The sequence below is a fragment of the Mycobacterium sp. M23085 genome (assembly GCF_045343915.1).
GTDB lineage: Bacteria > Actinomycetota > Actinomycetes > Mycobacteriales > Mycobacteriaceae > Mycobacterium.
Genome location: NZ_CP174280.1, coordinates 1,527,093 through 1,542,344, shown reverse-complemented (window position 1 = coordinate 1,542,344; position 15,252 = coordinate 1,527,093). Strand labels below are relative to the sequence as shown.

Here is a 15,252-nt window from a genome sequence, read left to right as displayed (position 1 = left end):
CGCCGGTGGATACTTCGCGGCCGAAATTAGCGCACCGAATAGGGGAGGACCGGCGGCCGCCATCATTCGTTGGGTGGTGTTCTGAATGCCCAGAGCGCGTCCACTCCAGTACGGTCCCGCGAATTCGGTGATGGCAGTGGCCTCGAGCCCGTTGTCGAGTACAGCGATCACGGCGATGGTGACCATGAGTGGCGCCTGCAACCAGGTATTCATGTAGTCGGCCCAGGCCAGCATCAGCAGGATGAGTGCGGCCGCGGCCGCGATGTAGCGCACGGGCCGCATGCGCGACCCGAGTCGATCCGACCAGCGGCCCACGGCTACCCGTCCGAGCGCGCCGAGCAGCTGCGAAAGAGTGACCAACCCACCGGCGGCCGCTACCGACCAGTGCAAGTTCCTGATCAGCCACACCAGCATGAACGTCACCGTCACCGTCTGCGGCATCATCATCAGACCCGCCACCGCGTGAATTCGCCATAGTGTCAACGACCCTCGGTACGGACTGGCGAGTTCCTGCTCACTTGCACTCTCACGCGGTTTCCGCGGCGGGTCGATGATTCCGATCACGCTCGCTATCGCGCCGAGCGCGCACGCCAGCGCCGTGAACCTGAGCCCGGCCTGCGGCCCGTGTTCGGCAAGCTCGGGAATTACCATCGCGCCCAACGCGATTCCCAGCGGCTGCGCGGTTTGGCGGATGCCCATGGCCAGCCCGCGCTGGTGTGGCGGAAACCACGCGGACACCAGCCGCCCGCCGGCCGTATTGCAACTGGCGGCGGCCATGCCGCCGAGAAACAGATAGACGGCGATCAGCACCAGCGAATGCGCCGACGCGGCGGCGTAGGCCGCTATCGCGGTGAGCGCCGAGCCCGTGGTCATCACCACCCGCTCGCCGACCCGATCGAGCAGGTATCCCCAGAGCACCAGCGTGACGACCATGCCCCAGCTGGGCATGGAGGCCAGCAGACCGGCTTCGTCGAGCTGGATCCCGCGCCGGGCTTGCAGCGACGGGATGAGAAACGCGACGCCGTTGATGAAGAGGAACGAACTTGCCGTTGTCAGCAGCGAAACGATCATGATCGACCAGCGCGTGCCGGCTCCGATTTCGGGCATTGCGGCCGGCTCGGACTGCATTCCCCATGCTTGCATACCGGCACGAAATTTAGGGGTAGGACTTGTGTGGTCGCCCCTGCTCATTGCGCGGCGATGTCTGGCCGAATCGTGACGGCCCGCCACGCCCGGCTACGCCGCGCTGGCGACCGTCACGGGCTCGGATGGTGACGGCCCGCCACGCCCGGCTACGCCGCGCTGGCGACCGTCACGGGCTCGGATGGTGACGGCCCGCCACGCCCGGCTACGCCGCGCTGGCGACCGTCACGGGCTCGGATGGTGACGGCCCGCCACGCCCGGCTACGCCGCGCTGGCGACCGTCACGGGCTCGGATGGTGACGGCCCGCCACGCCCGGCTACGCCGCGCTGGCGACCGTCACTAGGCTCAACCAAATGCGCCTTGGTCGAATCGCCAGCCCGGACGGTGTCGCCTTCGTCAGTATCGAGGGTGAACTCGACAATCCAGCCGAGATGATCGCGCGCGAGATCGCCGAACACCCGTTCGGCACGCCGAACTTCACCGGCCGATCATGGCCGCTGGCCGACGTCCGGCTGCTCGCCCCGATCCTGGCCAGCAAGGTGGTGTGTGTCGGGAAGAACTACGCCGACCACATCGCCGAGATGAAGGATATGACCGGGCCCGCCCCGGTGGATCCGGTGATCTTCCTCAAGCCCAACACCGCGATCATCGGGCCGAACGTGCCGATTCGGTTGCCGGCCAACGCATCACCGGTGCACTTTGAGGGCGAGCTGGCGGTGGTCATCGGCCGACCCTGCAAGGACGTCTCGGCCGCACAGGCCGCGGAGAACATCCTGGGCTACACCATCGGCAACGACGTGTCGGCCCGCGATCAACAAAAAGCCGATGGCCAGTGGACCAGGGCCAAGGGGCATGACACTTTCTGCCCCGTCGGGCCGTGGATCGTCACCGACCTCAAACCGCTGGACCCGGGTGACCTGGAATTGCGCACCGAGGTCAACGGCGACGTCAAGCAGCACAGCCGTACCTCGCTGCTGATCCACGACATCGGGTCGATCGTCGAGTGGATTTCGGCCGTGATGACCTTGTTGCCCGGTGACATCATCCTTACCGGAACGCCGGCGGGCGTCGGCCCGATCGAGGACGGCGACACCGTCTCCATCACCATCGAGGGCATCGGCACCCTCACGAATCCGGTAGTCCGTAAAGGAAAATCGTGACCGCACCAGCACACGTCCGGGTCCGATTCTGTCCCTCGCCCACCGGCATCCCGCATGTCGGAATGGTCCGCACGGCGCTGTTCAACTGGGCCTACGCTCGACACACCGGCGGCACCTTCGTGTTTCGCATCGAGGACACCGACGCGCAGCGCGACAGTGAGGAAAGTTATCTGGCGCTGTTGGACGCGCTGCGCTGGCTCGGGCTGGATTGGGACGAGGGGCCGGAGGTGGGCGGACCCTATGGCCCCTACCGGCAATCACAGCGGAGTGAGATTTATCACGACGTTGTGGCAAGGCTGCTCGAAGCGGGCGAGGCCTATTACGCCTTCTCGACACCGGAGGAGGTCGAGGCGCGCCATGTTGCCGCGGGCCGTAATCCCAAGCTCGGTTACGACAATTTCGACCGGCAGCTGACCGATTCCCAGCGCGCCGCATTCCTGGCCGAGGGCCGCAAACCGGTGGTGCGGCTGCGGATGCCCGACGAAGATCTCGTGTGGGACGACCTGGTTCGTGGCACCACCAGCTTCGCGGCCGGATCCGTGCCCGATTTCGCGTTGACCCGCGCCAACGGAGATCCGTTGTACACCTTGGTCAACCCGTGTGACGACGCGCTGATGAAGATCACCCATGTGCTGCGCGGTGAGGACCTGCTGCCGTCAACCCCGCGCCAGCTTGCGCTGTATCAGTCGCTGATCCGGATCGGCGTCGCCGAGCGCACTCCGGAATTCGCGCACCTTCCAACGGTATTGGGGGAGGGCACCAAGAAACTGTCCAAGCGCGACCCGCAATCCAACCTGTTCGTGCACCGCGACCGCGGCTTCATCCCCGAGGGGCTGCTCAACTATCTTGCGCTGCTGGGCTGGGCCATCGCCGATGACCACGACGTCTTCACCCTCGACGAGATGGTGGCCGCGTTCGATGTGGTCAACGTCAACTCCAATCCCGCCCGCTTCGACCAGAAGAAGGCCGATGCGCTCAACGCCGAGCACATCCGGATGCTGGCGGTCGACGACTTCACCGCCAGGCTGCGCGATTATCTCAACGCCCACGGTCACCGCCTCGAACTGGACGACGCCGGTTTCGCCACCGCCGCCGAATTGGTGCAGACCCGGATCGTGGTGCTCGGTGACGCGTGGGCGCTGCTGAAGTTTCTCAACGACGACGAGTACGCGATCGACCCCAAGGCCGCCGCCAAAGAGCTGGGACCGGACGGCGCCGCGGTTCTGGACGCGGCGCTGCCCGCGCTGGAAGCCGTGTCTGAGTGGACGGCACCGCAGCTTGAAGCCGCGCTCAAAACCGCGCTCATCGACACCCTCGGCCTCAAACCGCGCAAGGCGTTTGGTCCGATCAGGGTGGGGGCCACCGGGACGACGATCAGCCCGCCGTTGTTCGAGTCCCTCGAGCTGCTGGGTCGCGACCGCAGCATGCAGCGGCTGCGTGCGGCGCGCGAGATGGCGGGGCGGGATCCTGCCTGAGAGGGACCGCGACCACGCGTGCGGAGTCTGCGCCGAGACTTTGGTAGTCTGCACTGCGGTTTAGGAAAGGCCGACAACGGCTGGCGACGGCGGACTCCAAAGAGCTTCCAAAGAGCTTCCAAAGAGCTGAGGAAAGCCCGCAATCGACGCTGACCAGCGGTTTTAGGCAGCCAATGGGGTATGGTGTAATTGGCAACACAGCTGATTCTGGTTCAGCCATTCTAGGTTCGAGTCCTGGTACCCCAGCAAAAACTCTCGCCAACTTTCCCAGTCTCAAGCGATTAGGCGGGCCTAGCGGGGTGAGCTATGCTGACTGCTCGGATCGTTTCTGGCCCCGTCGTCTAGCGGCCTAGGACGCCGCCCTCTCACGGCGGTAGCGTGGGTTCGAATCCCATCGGGGCTACAAATCTCGCAGCTACTGGTCGGTCCCCAGGACCGCCGGTGCTGTCGATCCACCCACCGGCATGGCCGGCAGGCCGAGTTTGCGGTGATCCCACGAACGGGCCCGACGGGCCACGATGCGAACGCAGACCCGCTTGTTCATCATCTGCTCGACGAACGGCTTCATGTCGTCGGTGTAGGGGCCGGTGTAGCGCTCCCAGACGCTGACGCCGACGCGGTGAGAAACGTCGGGATCGTCGACGAGCTCGGCGACGCCCTCGATCGACACCCCGCGCAGTGTGTCGTAGGTGTGGCCGTCCTCGATCAGAAAGCTCACCCGCGGATCGCGCTTGAGGTTGACGGCCTTCTGCGACTTGGCCTTGGTCTCCAGCCAGATCTCGCCGTCGACGACGGCGTACCACATGGCGGTCAAGTGAGGCTGGCCGTCGGCGCCGATGGTGGCCAGCGTGCCGGTGCGGCTTTTCACGACGAAATCGGCGATCTCGTCTTCGGACATGACGATGCTCGCGCGCTGATTGGTTCCCATGCCGGTCAGTCTGTCAGGCGCCCTCCGGTGACTGCGCGCTGGTGGCGTTGCGCGTGCACCGGCGGCGACACATCCCGATTACGCCACACCGGCTGCACATTCGCCGCCGGAACGGCTCAGAGGCGGCGGGTGAGTGCTTCGGCGGCCGACAGGAGGTCGGCGGCCCATCGGGCACCCGGTCGCCGGCCGATCCGGTCGATGGGCCCCGACACCGAAATGGCCGCGATGACAGCGCCGCGGCCATCGCGCACCGGCGCCGACACACTCGCCACGCCCGGCTCCCGTTCGGCGACGCTTTGGGCCCAGCCCCGCCGCCGCACTTCGGCGAGTGTTCGTTCGGTGAATTTCGCCGTCGCAAGCACCGCTTTCTGGGTGGCCGCGTCGCTATGGGCCAGTAGCACTTTGGCACCCGACCCGGCCGTCATCGGCAATCGCGCTCCGATCGGAACCGTATCGCGAAGCCCCGCAGCGGGTTCCAGAGCGGCCACACAGACCCGATCGGTGCCCTCGCGGCGGTACAGCTGCACGCTTTCGCCCGTGGTTTCGCGCAACAGCGGAAGCACCGCGCTGCTCGCGGCCAGCAGCGGATCGTTGACATGGGCAGCGAGTTCGGCGACGGCAGGGCCGAGCAGCCAGCGTCCTTCATCGTCGCGTGCCAGCAGGCGATGAACTTCCAGGGCGGCGGCCAGCCGGTACGCGGTGGCGCGGGGTAATGAAGTTCGCTCACACAGTTCGGCTAACCCACAGGGTGATTGGGAGATCGTGTGGAGGATACCCACGGCTTTGTCCAGGACGCCGATACCGCTATGCTGTCTCACAAGGAGATACTAGCGTCTCGCATTATGAGATTACAGCCCGAATGACCGGCGAGCCGCTGACGAGGCGAATTGAGGCGAGTTCGAGATGGGAATCGACCAAGGGGCGGCGGTAGCCGCCCCCAAACCGCGCACTCTGGCCGAAAAAGTTTGGGACGACCACGTTGTGGCATCCGGTGGTGCCAGCGAGCCCGACCTGATCTACATCGACTTGCACCTGGTGCATGAGGTCACCAGCCCGCAGGCTTTCGACGGTCTGCGCCTGGCCGGCCGGCCGGTGCGCCGCCCGGATCTGACGCTGGCCACTGAGGATCACAACGTCCCGACCACCGACATCGACAAGCCGATTGCCGACCCGGTGTCGCGGACCCAGGTCGAGACACTGCGGCGCAATTGCGCCGAATTCGGTGTGCGGCTATATCCGATGGGCAACGTCGAGCAGGGCATCGTGCATGTGGTCGGGCCGCAGTTGGGTCTCACTCAGCCCGGGATGACGGTGGTCTGTGGGGACAGTCACACCTCGACGCACGGCGCATTCGGCGCGCTGGCCATGGGAATTGGCACCTCGGAGGTCGAACACGTGCTGGCCACTCAGACGTTGCCGCTGCGGCCGTTCAAGACGATGGCGGTCAACGTCGATGGGCAACTGCCCGCCGGCGTGACGGCCAAGGACATCATTTTGGCGCTGATCGCCAAGATCGGTACCGGGGGTGGACAGGGGCACGTCATCGAATATCGCGGCAGCGCCATCGAATCGCTGTCGATGGAAGGCCGGATGACGGTCTGCAACATGAGCATCGAAGCCGGCGCCCGGGCGGGAATGGTGGCTCCGGATGAAAAGACGTTCGAGTTCCTGCGTGACCGCCCGCACGCCCCGCAGGGGGCGCAATGGGATGCGGCGATGAGTTACTGGCAGCAGCTGCACACCGACCCCGGCGCCGAATTCGACACCGAGGTCTACCTCGACGCCGCGTCGCTGAGCCCGTTCGTGACATGGGGCACCAACCCCGGCCAGGGAGTGCCGCTGGCCGACGCGGTGCCGGACCCCGAGCTGATGACCGACGACGCGCAGCGCCAGGCGGCTGAGAAAGCGTTGGCGTATATGGACCTTCAACCCGGCACGCCGATGCGTGACGTCGCCGTGGACACGGTGTTCGTGGGCTCTTGTACCAACGGTCGTATCGAAGATCTGCGAGTCGTCGCCGACGTGTTGCGCGGCCGCAAGGTCGCGCCCGGGGTTCGGATGCTTGTGGTGCCGGGCTCGATGCGGGTGCGCGCGCAGGCCGAAGCTGAAGGGCTGGGCGAGATTTTCACCGCCGCGGGCGCCGAATGGCGCCAAGCTGGCTGCTCAATGTGCCTGGGGATGAATCCCGACCAGCTCGCGCCGGGGGAGCGGTGCGCCGCGACGTCCAACCGCAACTTCGAAGGGCGCCAGGGCAAAGGCGGCCGCACACATTTGGTGTCGCCGGCCGTAGCCGCCGCGACAGCAGTGCGCGGCACATTGTCTGCTCCGGCCGATTTGAGCTGACGTATTCGCCTGCGAAGGAGATGAGCATGGAAGCATTTCACACCCACACCGGTATCGGTGTGCCGCTGCGGCGCTCCAATGTCGACACCGATCAGATCATTCCTGCGGTGTATTTGAAGCGTGTCACCCGAACCGGTTTCGAGGACGGCTTGTTCGCCAGCTGGCGGTCGGATCCGTCATTCGTGCTTAACCTCAGCCCCTTTGACCGGGGGTCAGTGCTAGTCGCGGGGCCCGATTTCGGAACGGGCTCCTCCCGTGAGCATGCGGTGTGGGCACTGATGGACTACGGGTTCCGAGTCGTCATCTCGTCTCGATTCGGTGACATCTTCCGGGGCAACGCCGGCAAGGCGGGACTGCTGGCGGCCGAAGTTTCCCAAGACGGTGTGGAGCTGCTCTGGAAGCTCATCGAGCAGAGCCCGGGTTTGGAAATCACTGTCAATCTTCAAGATCGAAATATCACCGCGGGAACGACGGTGCTGCCGTTCAAGATTGACGACCACACCGCGTGGCGACTACTCGAAGGACTTGACGACATAGCCCTTACGCTGCGGAAACTCGACAAGATCGAGTCATTCGAGATCGAGTATCCGGAGTGGAAACCGCGGACTCTGCCCGCCTCTTGAGTGGTCGGCGACGCCGATTTTCTACTTGATCGGCTAACTAAACCGAGCCGGTTTTTAAGTCCCTCCACCGGTCAAGGGCGGCAACCAGATTGCGAAATCGGCGGACGCCTTGCCCTGAAATTGCGCGTGGCTCTTGGAAATTTGCTGGGTGAGGGTTTACCGTGTCCACTAGTCGGTTCAAATCGAGGACCACTAGTGTCGGAGGGATTGATGAACAAGGCAGAGCTCATTGATGTGCTCACAACTAAATTGAACACGGACCGTCGACAGGCGACCGCTGCGGTCGAGAATGTTGTCGACACCATTGTGCGTGCGGTACACAAGGGCGACAGCGTCACTATCACCGGGTTCGGTGTGTTCGAACAGCGCCGCCGCGCAGCGCGGGTTGCCCGCAACCCGCGGACCGGTGAGACGGTGAAGGTCAAGCCGACGTCCGTTCCGGCGTTCCGCCCCGGTGCTCAGTTCAAAGCGGTTGTGTCTGGCGCACAGCGCCTCCCGTCGGAAGGCCCCGCCGTCAAACGCGGTGTGGTCGCGGGTAGTGGTGGTGCGGCCAAGAAGACCGCCGCCAAGAAGGCGCCGGCCAAGAAGGCTACCGCGGCCAAGAAGGCGGCTCCCGCCAAGAAGACTGCGGCCAAGAAGGCTCCGGCCCGCACGGCCGCGACCAAGGCTCCCGCCAAGAAGACTGCGGCCAAGAAGGCTCCGGTGCGCAAGGCGGCGAGCAAGGCTCCGGCCAAGAAGGCTGTGACCAAGGCCCCGGCCAAGAAGGCCGCGACCAAGGCTCCGGCCAAGAAGGCGGCGAGCAAGGCTCCGGCCAAGAAGGCGGCCGCCAAGAAGACGACCGCGCGTCGCGGTCGCAAGTAAGCGCAGTCACGTTCTAGACGCGAATACCCTTCGGGCGGCAGCGGTGCCCCCGAAGGGTATTCGTGCGTTAGCGGTGGTCGCAAGCGCGGCGCAGCCGGGCGCAGCGGGCCGCCGCCATCGTGCTAGCGGTGGTCGCAAGCGCGGCGCAGCCGGGCGCGGCGGGCCGCCGCCATCGTGCTAGCGGTGGTCGCAAGCGCGGCGCAGCCGGGCGCGGCGGGCCGCCGCCATTTCGCTAGCGGTGGTCGCAAGCGCGGCGCGGCCGGGCGCGGCGGGCCGCCGCCATTTCGCTAGGCCCGGACGTTGGCGGCCAGTGCGCCACCGATGTGGTCGGCGGCCACCAATCGACCGTCGAACAGAGACAGCACCCAGGTGCTGCCCTTGTGGTTGCGCGCCTTGTCGGGCCGCACGCCATCGCGCTCACACCACCACGCGATCAAGTCCGGAATCACCTTGCCCTGGGTGCAGACAACCGGCGTGCCTTGTTGCTCGGCGATTTCAAGCATTCGGTGGCGACCGCGTTTCGCATTCTTCTCGTAGGCCTCTTCGGTGAGGGCGGGCTCGTTGTGTATGGGAACGCCCAATTCGGCGGCAAGTGGTTCCACGGTCTGGTGACAGCGGACGCGGTCGGCCGCGTACACCTGTGACGCACCGAAGGCGAGGAGCTGCGGCACCAGCGCCTCCGCCTGTGCGCGGCCGCGCTTGTCCAGCGGCCGCATGGCGTCATCGCCGGAGAAACGCGATTTGCGTCCGGCCGTGCCGTGCCGGACGACTAACAAGGTTCGCGTGTCGGCGGGTTTTTTATTGAACTGGCGCAACACTTTTCGGTCTTGCGAGTAATCGAGCCTCTGCATTGCCTCGGCGATCGGGAGCCAGAGCAACCGGTCCACCTCGTGGTTCGGTACGAATTCGCCGCCGGTGGCGCGCGCCGCCCAGTAGTAAACCTTTTTGACGCCCTGGTCGATCGGATAGCTCACCAGGTTGAGCCGCCTGCCCAGGACGGCGCGCTGCCCCGTCTCCTCGTGCACTTCGCGCACGGCGGCCACCGGGGCCGTTTCGCCGGGGTCGACCTTGCCTTTGGGCAGTGACCAGTCGTCATAGCGGGGACGGTGAATGACGGCGATCTCGACGTCGTGGTCGTCGGCGTCACCGTTGCCGGGTCGCCACAGCACCGCGCCCGCGGCATAAACGACTCGGCTTCCGGAGCGTCGAGCGGTGGACGAATTCTGGTTCGGCAACCTCAACTCCTGCAGATCAATTCACATCAGGGCCGCACGCTTGATCAGGATGCGGCCCGGAGAAACAACCGGAAGTTCACCGCATGGAGCTAGGGACTGCGATGGCGCTCCATCAACGATACTTGGTGGTCGCGCACGGTATGGCCTGCTTTTGGCGACGGGGTCCACTGCCCGTCGGGCCCCAACTCCCAACACCGGGTGGACGGATCCAGTGCGGATTCGAATAACTCGTCCAGCTGCGCGGTGAGCTTGGGCTCCTTGACCTGAGCCAGCACCTCCACGCGCCGATCCAGGTTGCGGTGCATCATATCCGCGCTGCCGATCCAGAACTCGTTGATGTTGCGGAAATGGATGATCCGCGAGTGCTCCAGGAAGCGGCCCAGAATCGAGCGGACGAAGATGTTTTCGGAGTAGCCCTCGACGCCCGGGCGCAGCGCGCAGATGCCGCGCACCACCACCTCGACCCGCACCCCCGCCTGCGACGCGCGGTACAGGGAATCGATCACCTGCTCGTCCACGAGCGCATTCATCTTCAGGCGAATGCGGCCGTTGCCGCGTTCGCGGTGCGCTTCGATTTCGCGCTCGACCCGTTCAATGATGCCGGTGCGAATTCCGTGCGGTGCCACCAGCAGATTGCGGTACGAGACCTTTCGCGAATAGCCAGTAAGCGAATTGAACAAGTCGGTGAGGTCGGCGCCGATATCGGGGCTCGCCGTCAGCAGGCCGACATCCTCATACAGGCGGGCGGTCTTGCTGTTGTAGTTGCCGGTACCGATGTGGCAGTACCGCCGGATCGCCGAACCCTCGCGGCGCACCACCAAGCAGGTCTTGCAGTGCGTCTTGAGTCCGACGAGCCCGTAAACCACGTGCACGCCCGCCTGCTCGAGTGCACGCGCCCAACGGATGTTGGCCTGTTCGTCGAAGCGCGCCTTGATCTCGACGAGCGCCACCGCCTGCTTTCCGGCCTCGGCCGCTTCGATCAGCGCCCGCACGATCGGCGAGTCACCGGAGGTGCGGTACAGCGTCTGTTTGATCGCCAGCACGTTGGGGTCCGCGGCGGCCTGCTGGATGAAGCGCTGCACGCTGGTGGAGAAGGAGTCGTACGGGTGGTGCACCAGGACGTCGCCTTCGCGCAGCGTCGCGAAGATGCTCTTGGACGATTCGCGGTCGGCGAAAGCGGGATGGGTATCCGGGACGAACGCCGGGTCCTTGAGTGCCGGCCGATCGAGGTCGTAGATCTGCCACAACGACGAAAGGTCCAGCAGGCCCGGGACTTCGATGACATCACCGGGATCCACATCGAGTTCGCGAAGCAGCAATTCCAGCATGCCCTCGGTCATGTCGTCGGCGATTTCGAGTCGCACCGGCGGGCCGAACCGGCGGCGCGCCAACTCCCGTTCCAGGGCCTGCAACAGATCCTCGTCGCGGTCTTCTTCGACCTCCATGTCGGCGTTGCGGGTGATGCGGAAAGCGTGATGTTCCACGATTTCCATGCCGGGGAAAAGAAGAGGAAGGAAAGCGGCGATCAGTTCTTCCATCGGCAGGTAGCGGACGATGGTCCGCCCCGAGCCGTCGGTGCTGTCGATCACGCGCAGTTCGACGAAGCGGTCGACGTTGTTGGGCACCTTGACTCGGGCGAAGTGCTGGCCGCCGTCCTCGGGCTGACGCACCATGACCGCCAGGTTCAGGCTCAGCCCGCTGACGAACGGGAATGGGTGCGCGGGGTCGACGGCCAGTGGGGTCAGGACGGGGAAGACCTGTTCGGTGAAATAGGTGGACAATTCGTCGCGCTCGGCCTGGTCGAGATCGGCCCACGTGACGATGTGGATGCCTTCCTCGGCGAGCGCCGGCCGGACCGAATCGAGGAACACCCGCGCATGCCGGGTTGCGATGCGCTGTGTCTGTTCGCCGATCAGGGCGAGCTGCTTGCGCGGCGTCAAACCGTCGGCGGAGCGGACCGAAAGCCCCATCTCGTCGCGGCGCTTGAGCCCGGCGACGCGCACCATATAAAACTCGTCGAGGTTTGAGGCGAAGATTGCCAGGAACTTGGCACGCTCCAGCAGAGGCAACGAGTTGTCGTCGGCCAGCGCCAGCACGCGGGCGTTGAAGTCGAGCCAGCTCAGTTCCCGGTTGAGGTACCGGTCGTCCGGCAAATCGGTCAGCGCGGCCTGGGTCGCAGCCGGTGGTGCCGCCACGGCCGAGTCGCCTGCATGCCACAAATTCTCGTCGGGTCGCGCCTCAGCTTCGATTTCAGTCACCCTGCGATCATTGCTCATCACGCGCGGGTGCTGCTAGCGCTCCGGGGACATCCATTCGCCGTTGGGACGACGTTCACCCATCGGACAGATTTACCCGCGGTGAGCGAAATCAGTGCGTCGCGAGGGCCCGGGCGGTCGCCGCGCCCACTCCGAGGCGACGGGCGGCGGCGAGGTCGGTGGGGGTGTCGACGTCACACCGCAGGCCGGGCCAGGCGCCGGTCAGCTCGATCGCGCCCGAACTGCGGTGCCGCGCCGAGGAATCGGACCCGAAGCGCGGGTCGAGCGGGCTGCCGAACGCAAACAGCGCCGCGGTGCCCGTCGCCAGCCGATCGGCGACGAAGCTGCGCCGGTGCTGGCGGGCGGCGGCGATCGCCTCGTCCAGCTCCTGCGTCTGCAGTGCGGGCAAATCCCCTTGCAGCACAACGACATTGGCGTAGGAACTGCTCACTGCGCGCTCCGCGGTGGCGATGGCGTTGTTCAGCGGATCGGGGTGCCCCTCCGGTGTCGGGTCGGCCAGCACGTCGGCACCCAACTCGGTGGCAGCGGCGGCCGCGGCATCGTCGGGCGTGATCACGGTGATCGAGCCCAGCGATCGGACCCGTCCGGCGGCGGTCAGGGTGTCCATCAGCATGGCGAGCACCACGCTCTCCCGGGTGCGCGCCGAGAACACCGGGGCCAGCCTGGTCTTGGCCGCCGCCAACCTCTTGACGGCGATGATCACGGCCACATCGCCTGCGCCGTTGGTCGCGCCGTCGCCGCGTATGCCGCTCATGCGAAGTCATCCTGCCAGCGACGCGCTGCGGCTCGCGTGACGCCCGCTCAGTCGCTGATCTAGGGTGTAGCGGCTGCACGTGCCGCGTGCGCAAGACCGACCGCAGAAGGGGTGGTACATGGCCAGCGCTATCGCCGGATCGAAGGGCGCCGTCGCGGTCATGGGCGCCGGGGCCTGGGGTACGGCGCTGGCCAAGGTGCTGGCCGATGCCGGCGGGCCGGAGGCGGGAGTCACGCTGTGGGCCCGCAGGCCCGAACTGGCCGACCAGATCAACTCGACCCGGTACAACCCCGACTACTTACCCGGCACGTTGCTGCCGCCGGGGATCCGTGCCACCGCCGATGCCGCCGAAGCCCTGCGCGATGCGTCAACGGTGCTGCTGGGCGTGCCGGCGCAGACGATGCGCGGCAACCTCGAGCGCTGGGCGCCGCTGCTTCGCGAGGGCTCGACCCTGGTCAGCCTGGCCAAAGGCATCGAGCTGGGCACCCTGATGCGGATGAGCCAGGTCATCGTCTCGGTCACGGGCGTCGACCCGTCTCAGGTCGCGGTGATCTCTGGACCGAACCTGGCCAGCGAGATCGCGGCGTCTCAGCCCGCCGCCACCGTCATCGCCTGCAGTGACTCCGGCCGTGCGGTCGCCCTGCAGCGCATGCTGAACAGCGGATACTTCCGCCCGTACACCAACAGCGACGTGGTCGGCACCGAGGTCGGCGGGGCCTGCAAGAACGTCATCGCCCTCGCGTGCGGGATGGCCGCGGGAGTCGGGCTCGGCGAAAACACCGCCGCGGCGATCATCACCCGCGGTCTGGCCGAAATCATGCGGCTGGGGATTGCCCTGGGCGCCAAGGGTGCGACGCTGGCCGGGCTGGCGGGAGTGGGCGACCTGGTGGCCACCTGCAGCTCGCCGCGGTCGCGCAACCGTTCCCTGGGGGAACGGCTCGGCCGGGGCGCGACCATCCAGTCGCTGCTGGCCGGCACGCCCGACGGCGGGGACGGGCACGTCGTCGAGGGCGTGACATCCTGCGAGGCGGTGCTCGCTCTGGCCGCCAGCTACGACGTCGAAATGCCCCTCACCGACGCCGTGCACCGGGTGTGCCACAAAGGGCTCTCGGTCGACGAGGCAATGGCCCTGCTTCTCGGCCGCAGCACCAAGCCCGAATGATGGGCAGCGAACATATGAAAGGCCAGGCAAACGCCCGCCACCCGACCGGGCCGGGTGTCACCGGGTAGCCTCTTGAGATTGTGAATGCCAGCGAGCGGCCGACGCGGCACCCCAGCTCACGGAGCGGTGACCGGGTACGCGTCGCCGTCGTTTTCGGCGGGCGCAGCAACGAGCACGCCATCTCGTGCGTCTCGGCCGGCAGCATTTTGCGCAACCTGGACCCGGAGCGGTTCGACGTGGTCGCGATCGGCATCACACCGGACGGCTCCTGGGTGCTCACCGACGGAGACCCGGCCGCGCTGGCGATCACCAACCGGCAACTGCCCGAGGTGACCGCCGAATCGGGAACCGAATTGGCGCTGCCGGCCGATCCTCGGCGCGGCGGGCAGCTGGTGTCCCTTGGGCCCGGTGCCAGTGAGGTGTTGGCATCGGTCGACGTGGTGTTTCCGGTGCTGCACGGTCCTTACGGCGAGGACGGCACCATTCAGGGTCTGCTGGAACTCGCCGGCGTGCCCTACGTGGGGGCCGGCGTGCTGGCCAGCGCGGCCGGCATGGACAAGGAGTTCACCAAGAAGCTGTTCGCCGCCGACGGACTCCCGGTCGGCGACTACGCGGTGCTGCGCCCGGCGCGATCGAGGCTGCGCCCCGAGGAGCGCGAGCGGCTGGGCCTGCCGGTGTTCGTCAAGCCGGCGCGGGGCGGCTCCTCGATCGGTGTGAGCCGGGTGTCGAGCTGGGATCAGCTGGACGCCGCCATCGCCACCGCGCGCCGCCACGACCCCAAGGTCATCGTCGAGGCGGCGATCGTCGGGCGCGAGCTGGAATGCGGCGTGCTCGAAATACCCGATGGCACAGTCGAAGCCAGCACGCTGGGCGAGATCCGCGTGGCCGGCGTTCGCGGACGCGAAGATTCGTTCTACGACTTCTCCACCAAATACCTTGACGACGCCGCCGAATTGGACGTGCCTGCCAAGGTGGACGACGAAACCGCCGGTGTGATGCGGCAATTGGCGGTTCGGGCGTTCAAAGCGATCGACTGCCAGGGGCTGGCCCGGGTGGACTTCTTCCTCACTGAAGACGGGCCGGTGCTCAACGAGATCAACACCATGCCGGGATTCACCACGATCTCGATGTACCCGAGGATGTGGGCGGCCAGCGGCGTGGATTACGCGACCTTGCTGGCGACGATGGTCGAGACCGCGCTGGCCCGCGGCGTGGGCTTGCGCTAGCGGCGATCGCGAGCGCGGCGTAGCCGGGCGAAGCGGGTCGCCGCCATCGGGACCAGCGGGTCGCC

At 66.4% G+C, this 15,252-nt stretch carries 12 protein-coding genes, 2 tRNA genes and 1 pseudogene; 9 read left to right on the top strand and 6 right to left on the bottom strand.

Annotation, left to right across the window (positions count from 1 at the left end; all coding sequences use genetic code 11):
* Positions 1 to 105: 105 nt before the first annotated feature.
* Positions 106 to 1,071, bottom strand: a pseudogene (locus ACIUM1_RS06780) (MFS transporter); the annotation flags it as partial.
* A gap of 426 nt (positions 1,072 to 1,497) precedes the next feature.
* On the opposite strand from ACIUM1_RS06780, the gene ACIUM1_RS06775 reads away from it, so the two are divergent.
* From ACIUM1_RS06775 to ACIUM1_RS06760, 4 genes are all read left to right on the top strand, one after another.
* The gene (locus ACIUM1_RS06775) at positions 1,498 to 2,304 is read left to right on the top strand and encodes a fumarylacetoacetate hydrolase family protein (RefSeq protein WP_406816458.1); all 807 of its coding nucleotides are present in this window, start codon (positions 1,498 to 1,500) and stop codon (positions 2,302 to 2,304) included.
* Positions 2,301 to 3,779: a glutamate--tRNA ligase gene (gltX, locus tag ACIUM1_RS06770; RefSeq protein ID WP_406816457.1), complete on the top strand. Its 1,479-nt coding sequence runs from the start codon at positions 2,301 to 2,303 to the stop codon at positions 3,777 to 3,779. The genes ACIUM1_RS06775 and gltX overlap by 4 nt, the downstream gene beginning before the upstream one ends.
* A 174-nt stretch (positions 3,780 to 3,953) precedes the next feature.
* Positions 3,954 to 4,025, top strand: a tRNA-Gln gene (locus ACIUM1_RS06765).
* A gap of 84 nt (positions 4,026 to 4,109) precedes the next feature.
* Positions 4,110 to 4,182, top strand: a tRNA-Glu gene (locus ACIUM1_RS06760).
* Positions 4,183 to 4,194: 12 nt separating this feature from the next.
* Here the strand turns inward: ACIUM1_RS06760 and ACIUM1_RS06755 are convergent.
* The gene (locus tag ACIUM1_RS06755) at positions 4,195 to 4,707 is read right to left on the bottom strand and encodes a pyridoxamine 5'-phosphate oxidase family protein (protein WP_406816456.1); all 513 of its coding nucleotides are present in this window, start codon (positions 4,705 to 4,707) and stop codon (positions 4,195 to 4,197) included.
* A 116-nt stretch (positions 4,708 to 4,823) separates the two neighbouring features.
* On the bottom strand, positions 4,824 to 5,525 hold the full coding sequence (locus ACIUM1_RS06750; RefSeq protein WP_406816455.1) for an IclR family transcriptional regulator: 702 nt from the start codon (positions 5,523 to 5,525) through the stop codon (positions 4,824 to 4,826).
* An 85-nt stretch (positions 5,526 to 5,610) separates the two neighbouring features.
* Between ACIUM1_RS06750 and leuC the strand changes: the two genes are divergently transcribed.
* The 3 genes from leuC to ACIUM1_RS06735 all read left to right on the top strand — a co-directional run bounded on the left by leuC (position 5,611) and on the right by ACIUM1_RS06735 (position 8,534).
* Positions 5,611 to 7,050: a 3-isopropylmalate dehydratase large subunit gene (gene leuC / locus ACIUM1_RS06745; protein WP_406816454.1), complete on the top strand. Its 1,440-nt coding sequence runs from the start codon at positions 5,611 to 5,613 to the stop codon at positions 7,048 to 7,050.
* Positions 7,051 to 7,076: 26 nt separating this feature from the next.
* Positions 7,077 to 7,673: a 3-isopropylmalate dehydratase small subunit gene (gene leuD, locus ACIUM1_RS06740; protein WP_406816453.1), complete on the top strand. Its 597-nt coding sequence runs from the start codon at positions 7,077 to 7,079 to the stop codon at positions 7,671 to 7,673.
* 210 nt (positions 7,674 to 7,883) lie between these two features.
* Entirely contained in the window at positions 7,884 to 8,534 is a 651-nt protein-coding gene (locus ACIUM1_RS06735; RefSeq protein ID WP_406816452.1) for an HU family DNA-binding protein, read from the top strand.
* Positions 8,535 to 8,821: 287 nt separating this feature from the next.
* Here the strand turns inward: ACIUM1_RS06735 and ACIUM1_RS06730 are convergent, their stop codons facing one another.
* The 3 genes from ACIUM1_RS06730 to cofC all read right to left on the bottom strand — a co-directional run bounded on the left by ACIUM1_RS06730 (position 8,822) and on the right by cofC (position 12,799).
* Positions 8,822 to 9,769 (bottom strand): NUDIX domain-containing protein, encoded by a 948-nt coding sequence (locus tag ACIUM1_RS06730; RefSeq protein ID WP_406816451.1) that lies wholly within the window; start codon positions 9,767 to 9,769, stop codon positions 8,822 to 8,824.
* A gap of 89 nt (positions 9,770 to 9,858) precedes the next feature.
* Positions 9,859 to 12,048, bottom strand: a complete 2,190-nt coding sequence (locus tag ACIUM1_RS06725) for an RNA degradosome polyphosphate kinase (RefSeq protein ID WP_406816450.1) — start codon at positions 12,046 to 12,048, stop codon at positions 9,859 to 9,861.
* An 88-nt stretch (positions 12,049 to 12,136) separates the two neighbouring features.
* Positions 12,137 to 12,799 carry a 2-phospho-L-lactate guanylyltransferase gene (gene cofC, locus ACIUM1_RS06720; protein ID WP_406816449.1) on the bottom strand — a complete coding sequence of 221 codons (663 nt, stop codon included), beginning with the start codon at positions 12,797 to 12,799 and terminating at the stop codon, positions 12,137 to 12,139.
* A gap of 118 nt (positions 12,800 to 12,917) precedes the next feature.
* Between cofC and ACIUM1_RS06715 the strand changes: the two genes are divergently transcribed.
* Together ACIUM1_RS06715 and ACIUM1_RS06710 are read left to right on the top strand one after the other, a co-directional pair.
* On the top strand, positions 12,918 to 13,961 hold the full coding sequence (locus ACIUM1_RS06715) for an NAD(P)H-dependent glycerol-3-phosphate dehydrogenase (RefSeq protein ID WP_406816448.1): 1,044 nt from the start codon (positions 12,918 to 12,920) through the stop codon (positions 13,959 to 13,961).
* Positions 13,962 to 14,041: 80 nt separating this feature from the next.
* Complete coding sequence (locus tag ACIUM1_RS06710; RefSeq protein WP_406816447.1) at positions 14,042 to 15,187, top strand: D-alanine--D-alanine ligase family protein; 1,146 nt, start codon at positions 14,042 to 14,044, stop codon at positions 15,185 to 15,187.
* Positions 15,188 to 15,252 lie beyond the last annotated feature (65 nt).

What these genes read in the sequence shown, in the direction of transcription:
- ACIUM1_RS06775 (WP_406816458.1), top strand. Translation starts at nt 1,498, where the DNA reads ATGCGCCTTGGTCGAATCGCCAGCCCGGACGGTGTCGCCTTCGTCAGT.
- ACIUM1_RS06755 (WP_406816456.1), bottom strand. Translation starts at nt 4,707, where the DNA reads ATGGGAACCAATCAGCGCGCGAGCATCGTCATGTCCGAAGACGAGATC.
- leuC (WP_406816454.1), top strand. Translation starts at nt 5,611, where the DNA reads ATGGGAATCGACCAAGGGGCGGCGGTAGCCGCCCCCAAACCGCGCACT.
- leuD (WP_406816453.1), top strand. Translation starts at nt 7,077, where the DNA reads ATGGAAGCATTTCACACCCACACCGGTATCGGTGTGCCGCTGCGGCGC.
- ACIUM1_RS06735 (WP_406816452.1), top strand. Translation starts at nt 7,884, where the DNA reads ATGAACAAGGCAGAGCTCATTGATGTGCTCACAACTAAATTGAACACG.
- cofC (WP_406816449.1), bottom strand. Translation starts at nt 12,799, where the DNA reads ATGAGCGGCATACGCGGCGACGGCGCGACCAACGGCGCAGGCGATGTG.
- ACIUM1_RS06715 (WP_406816448.1), top strand. Translation starts at nt 12,918, where the DNA reads ATGGCCAGCGCTATCGCCGGATCGAAGGGCGCCGTCGCGGTCATGGGC.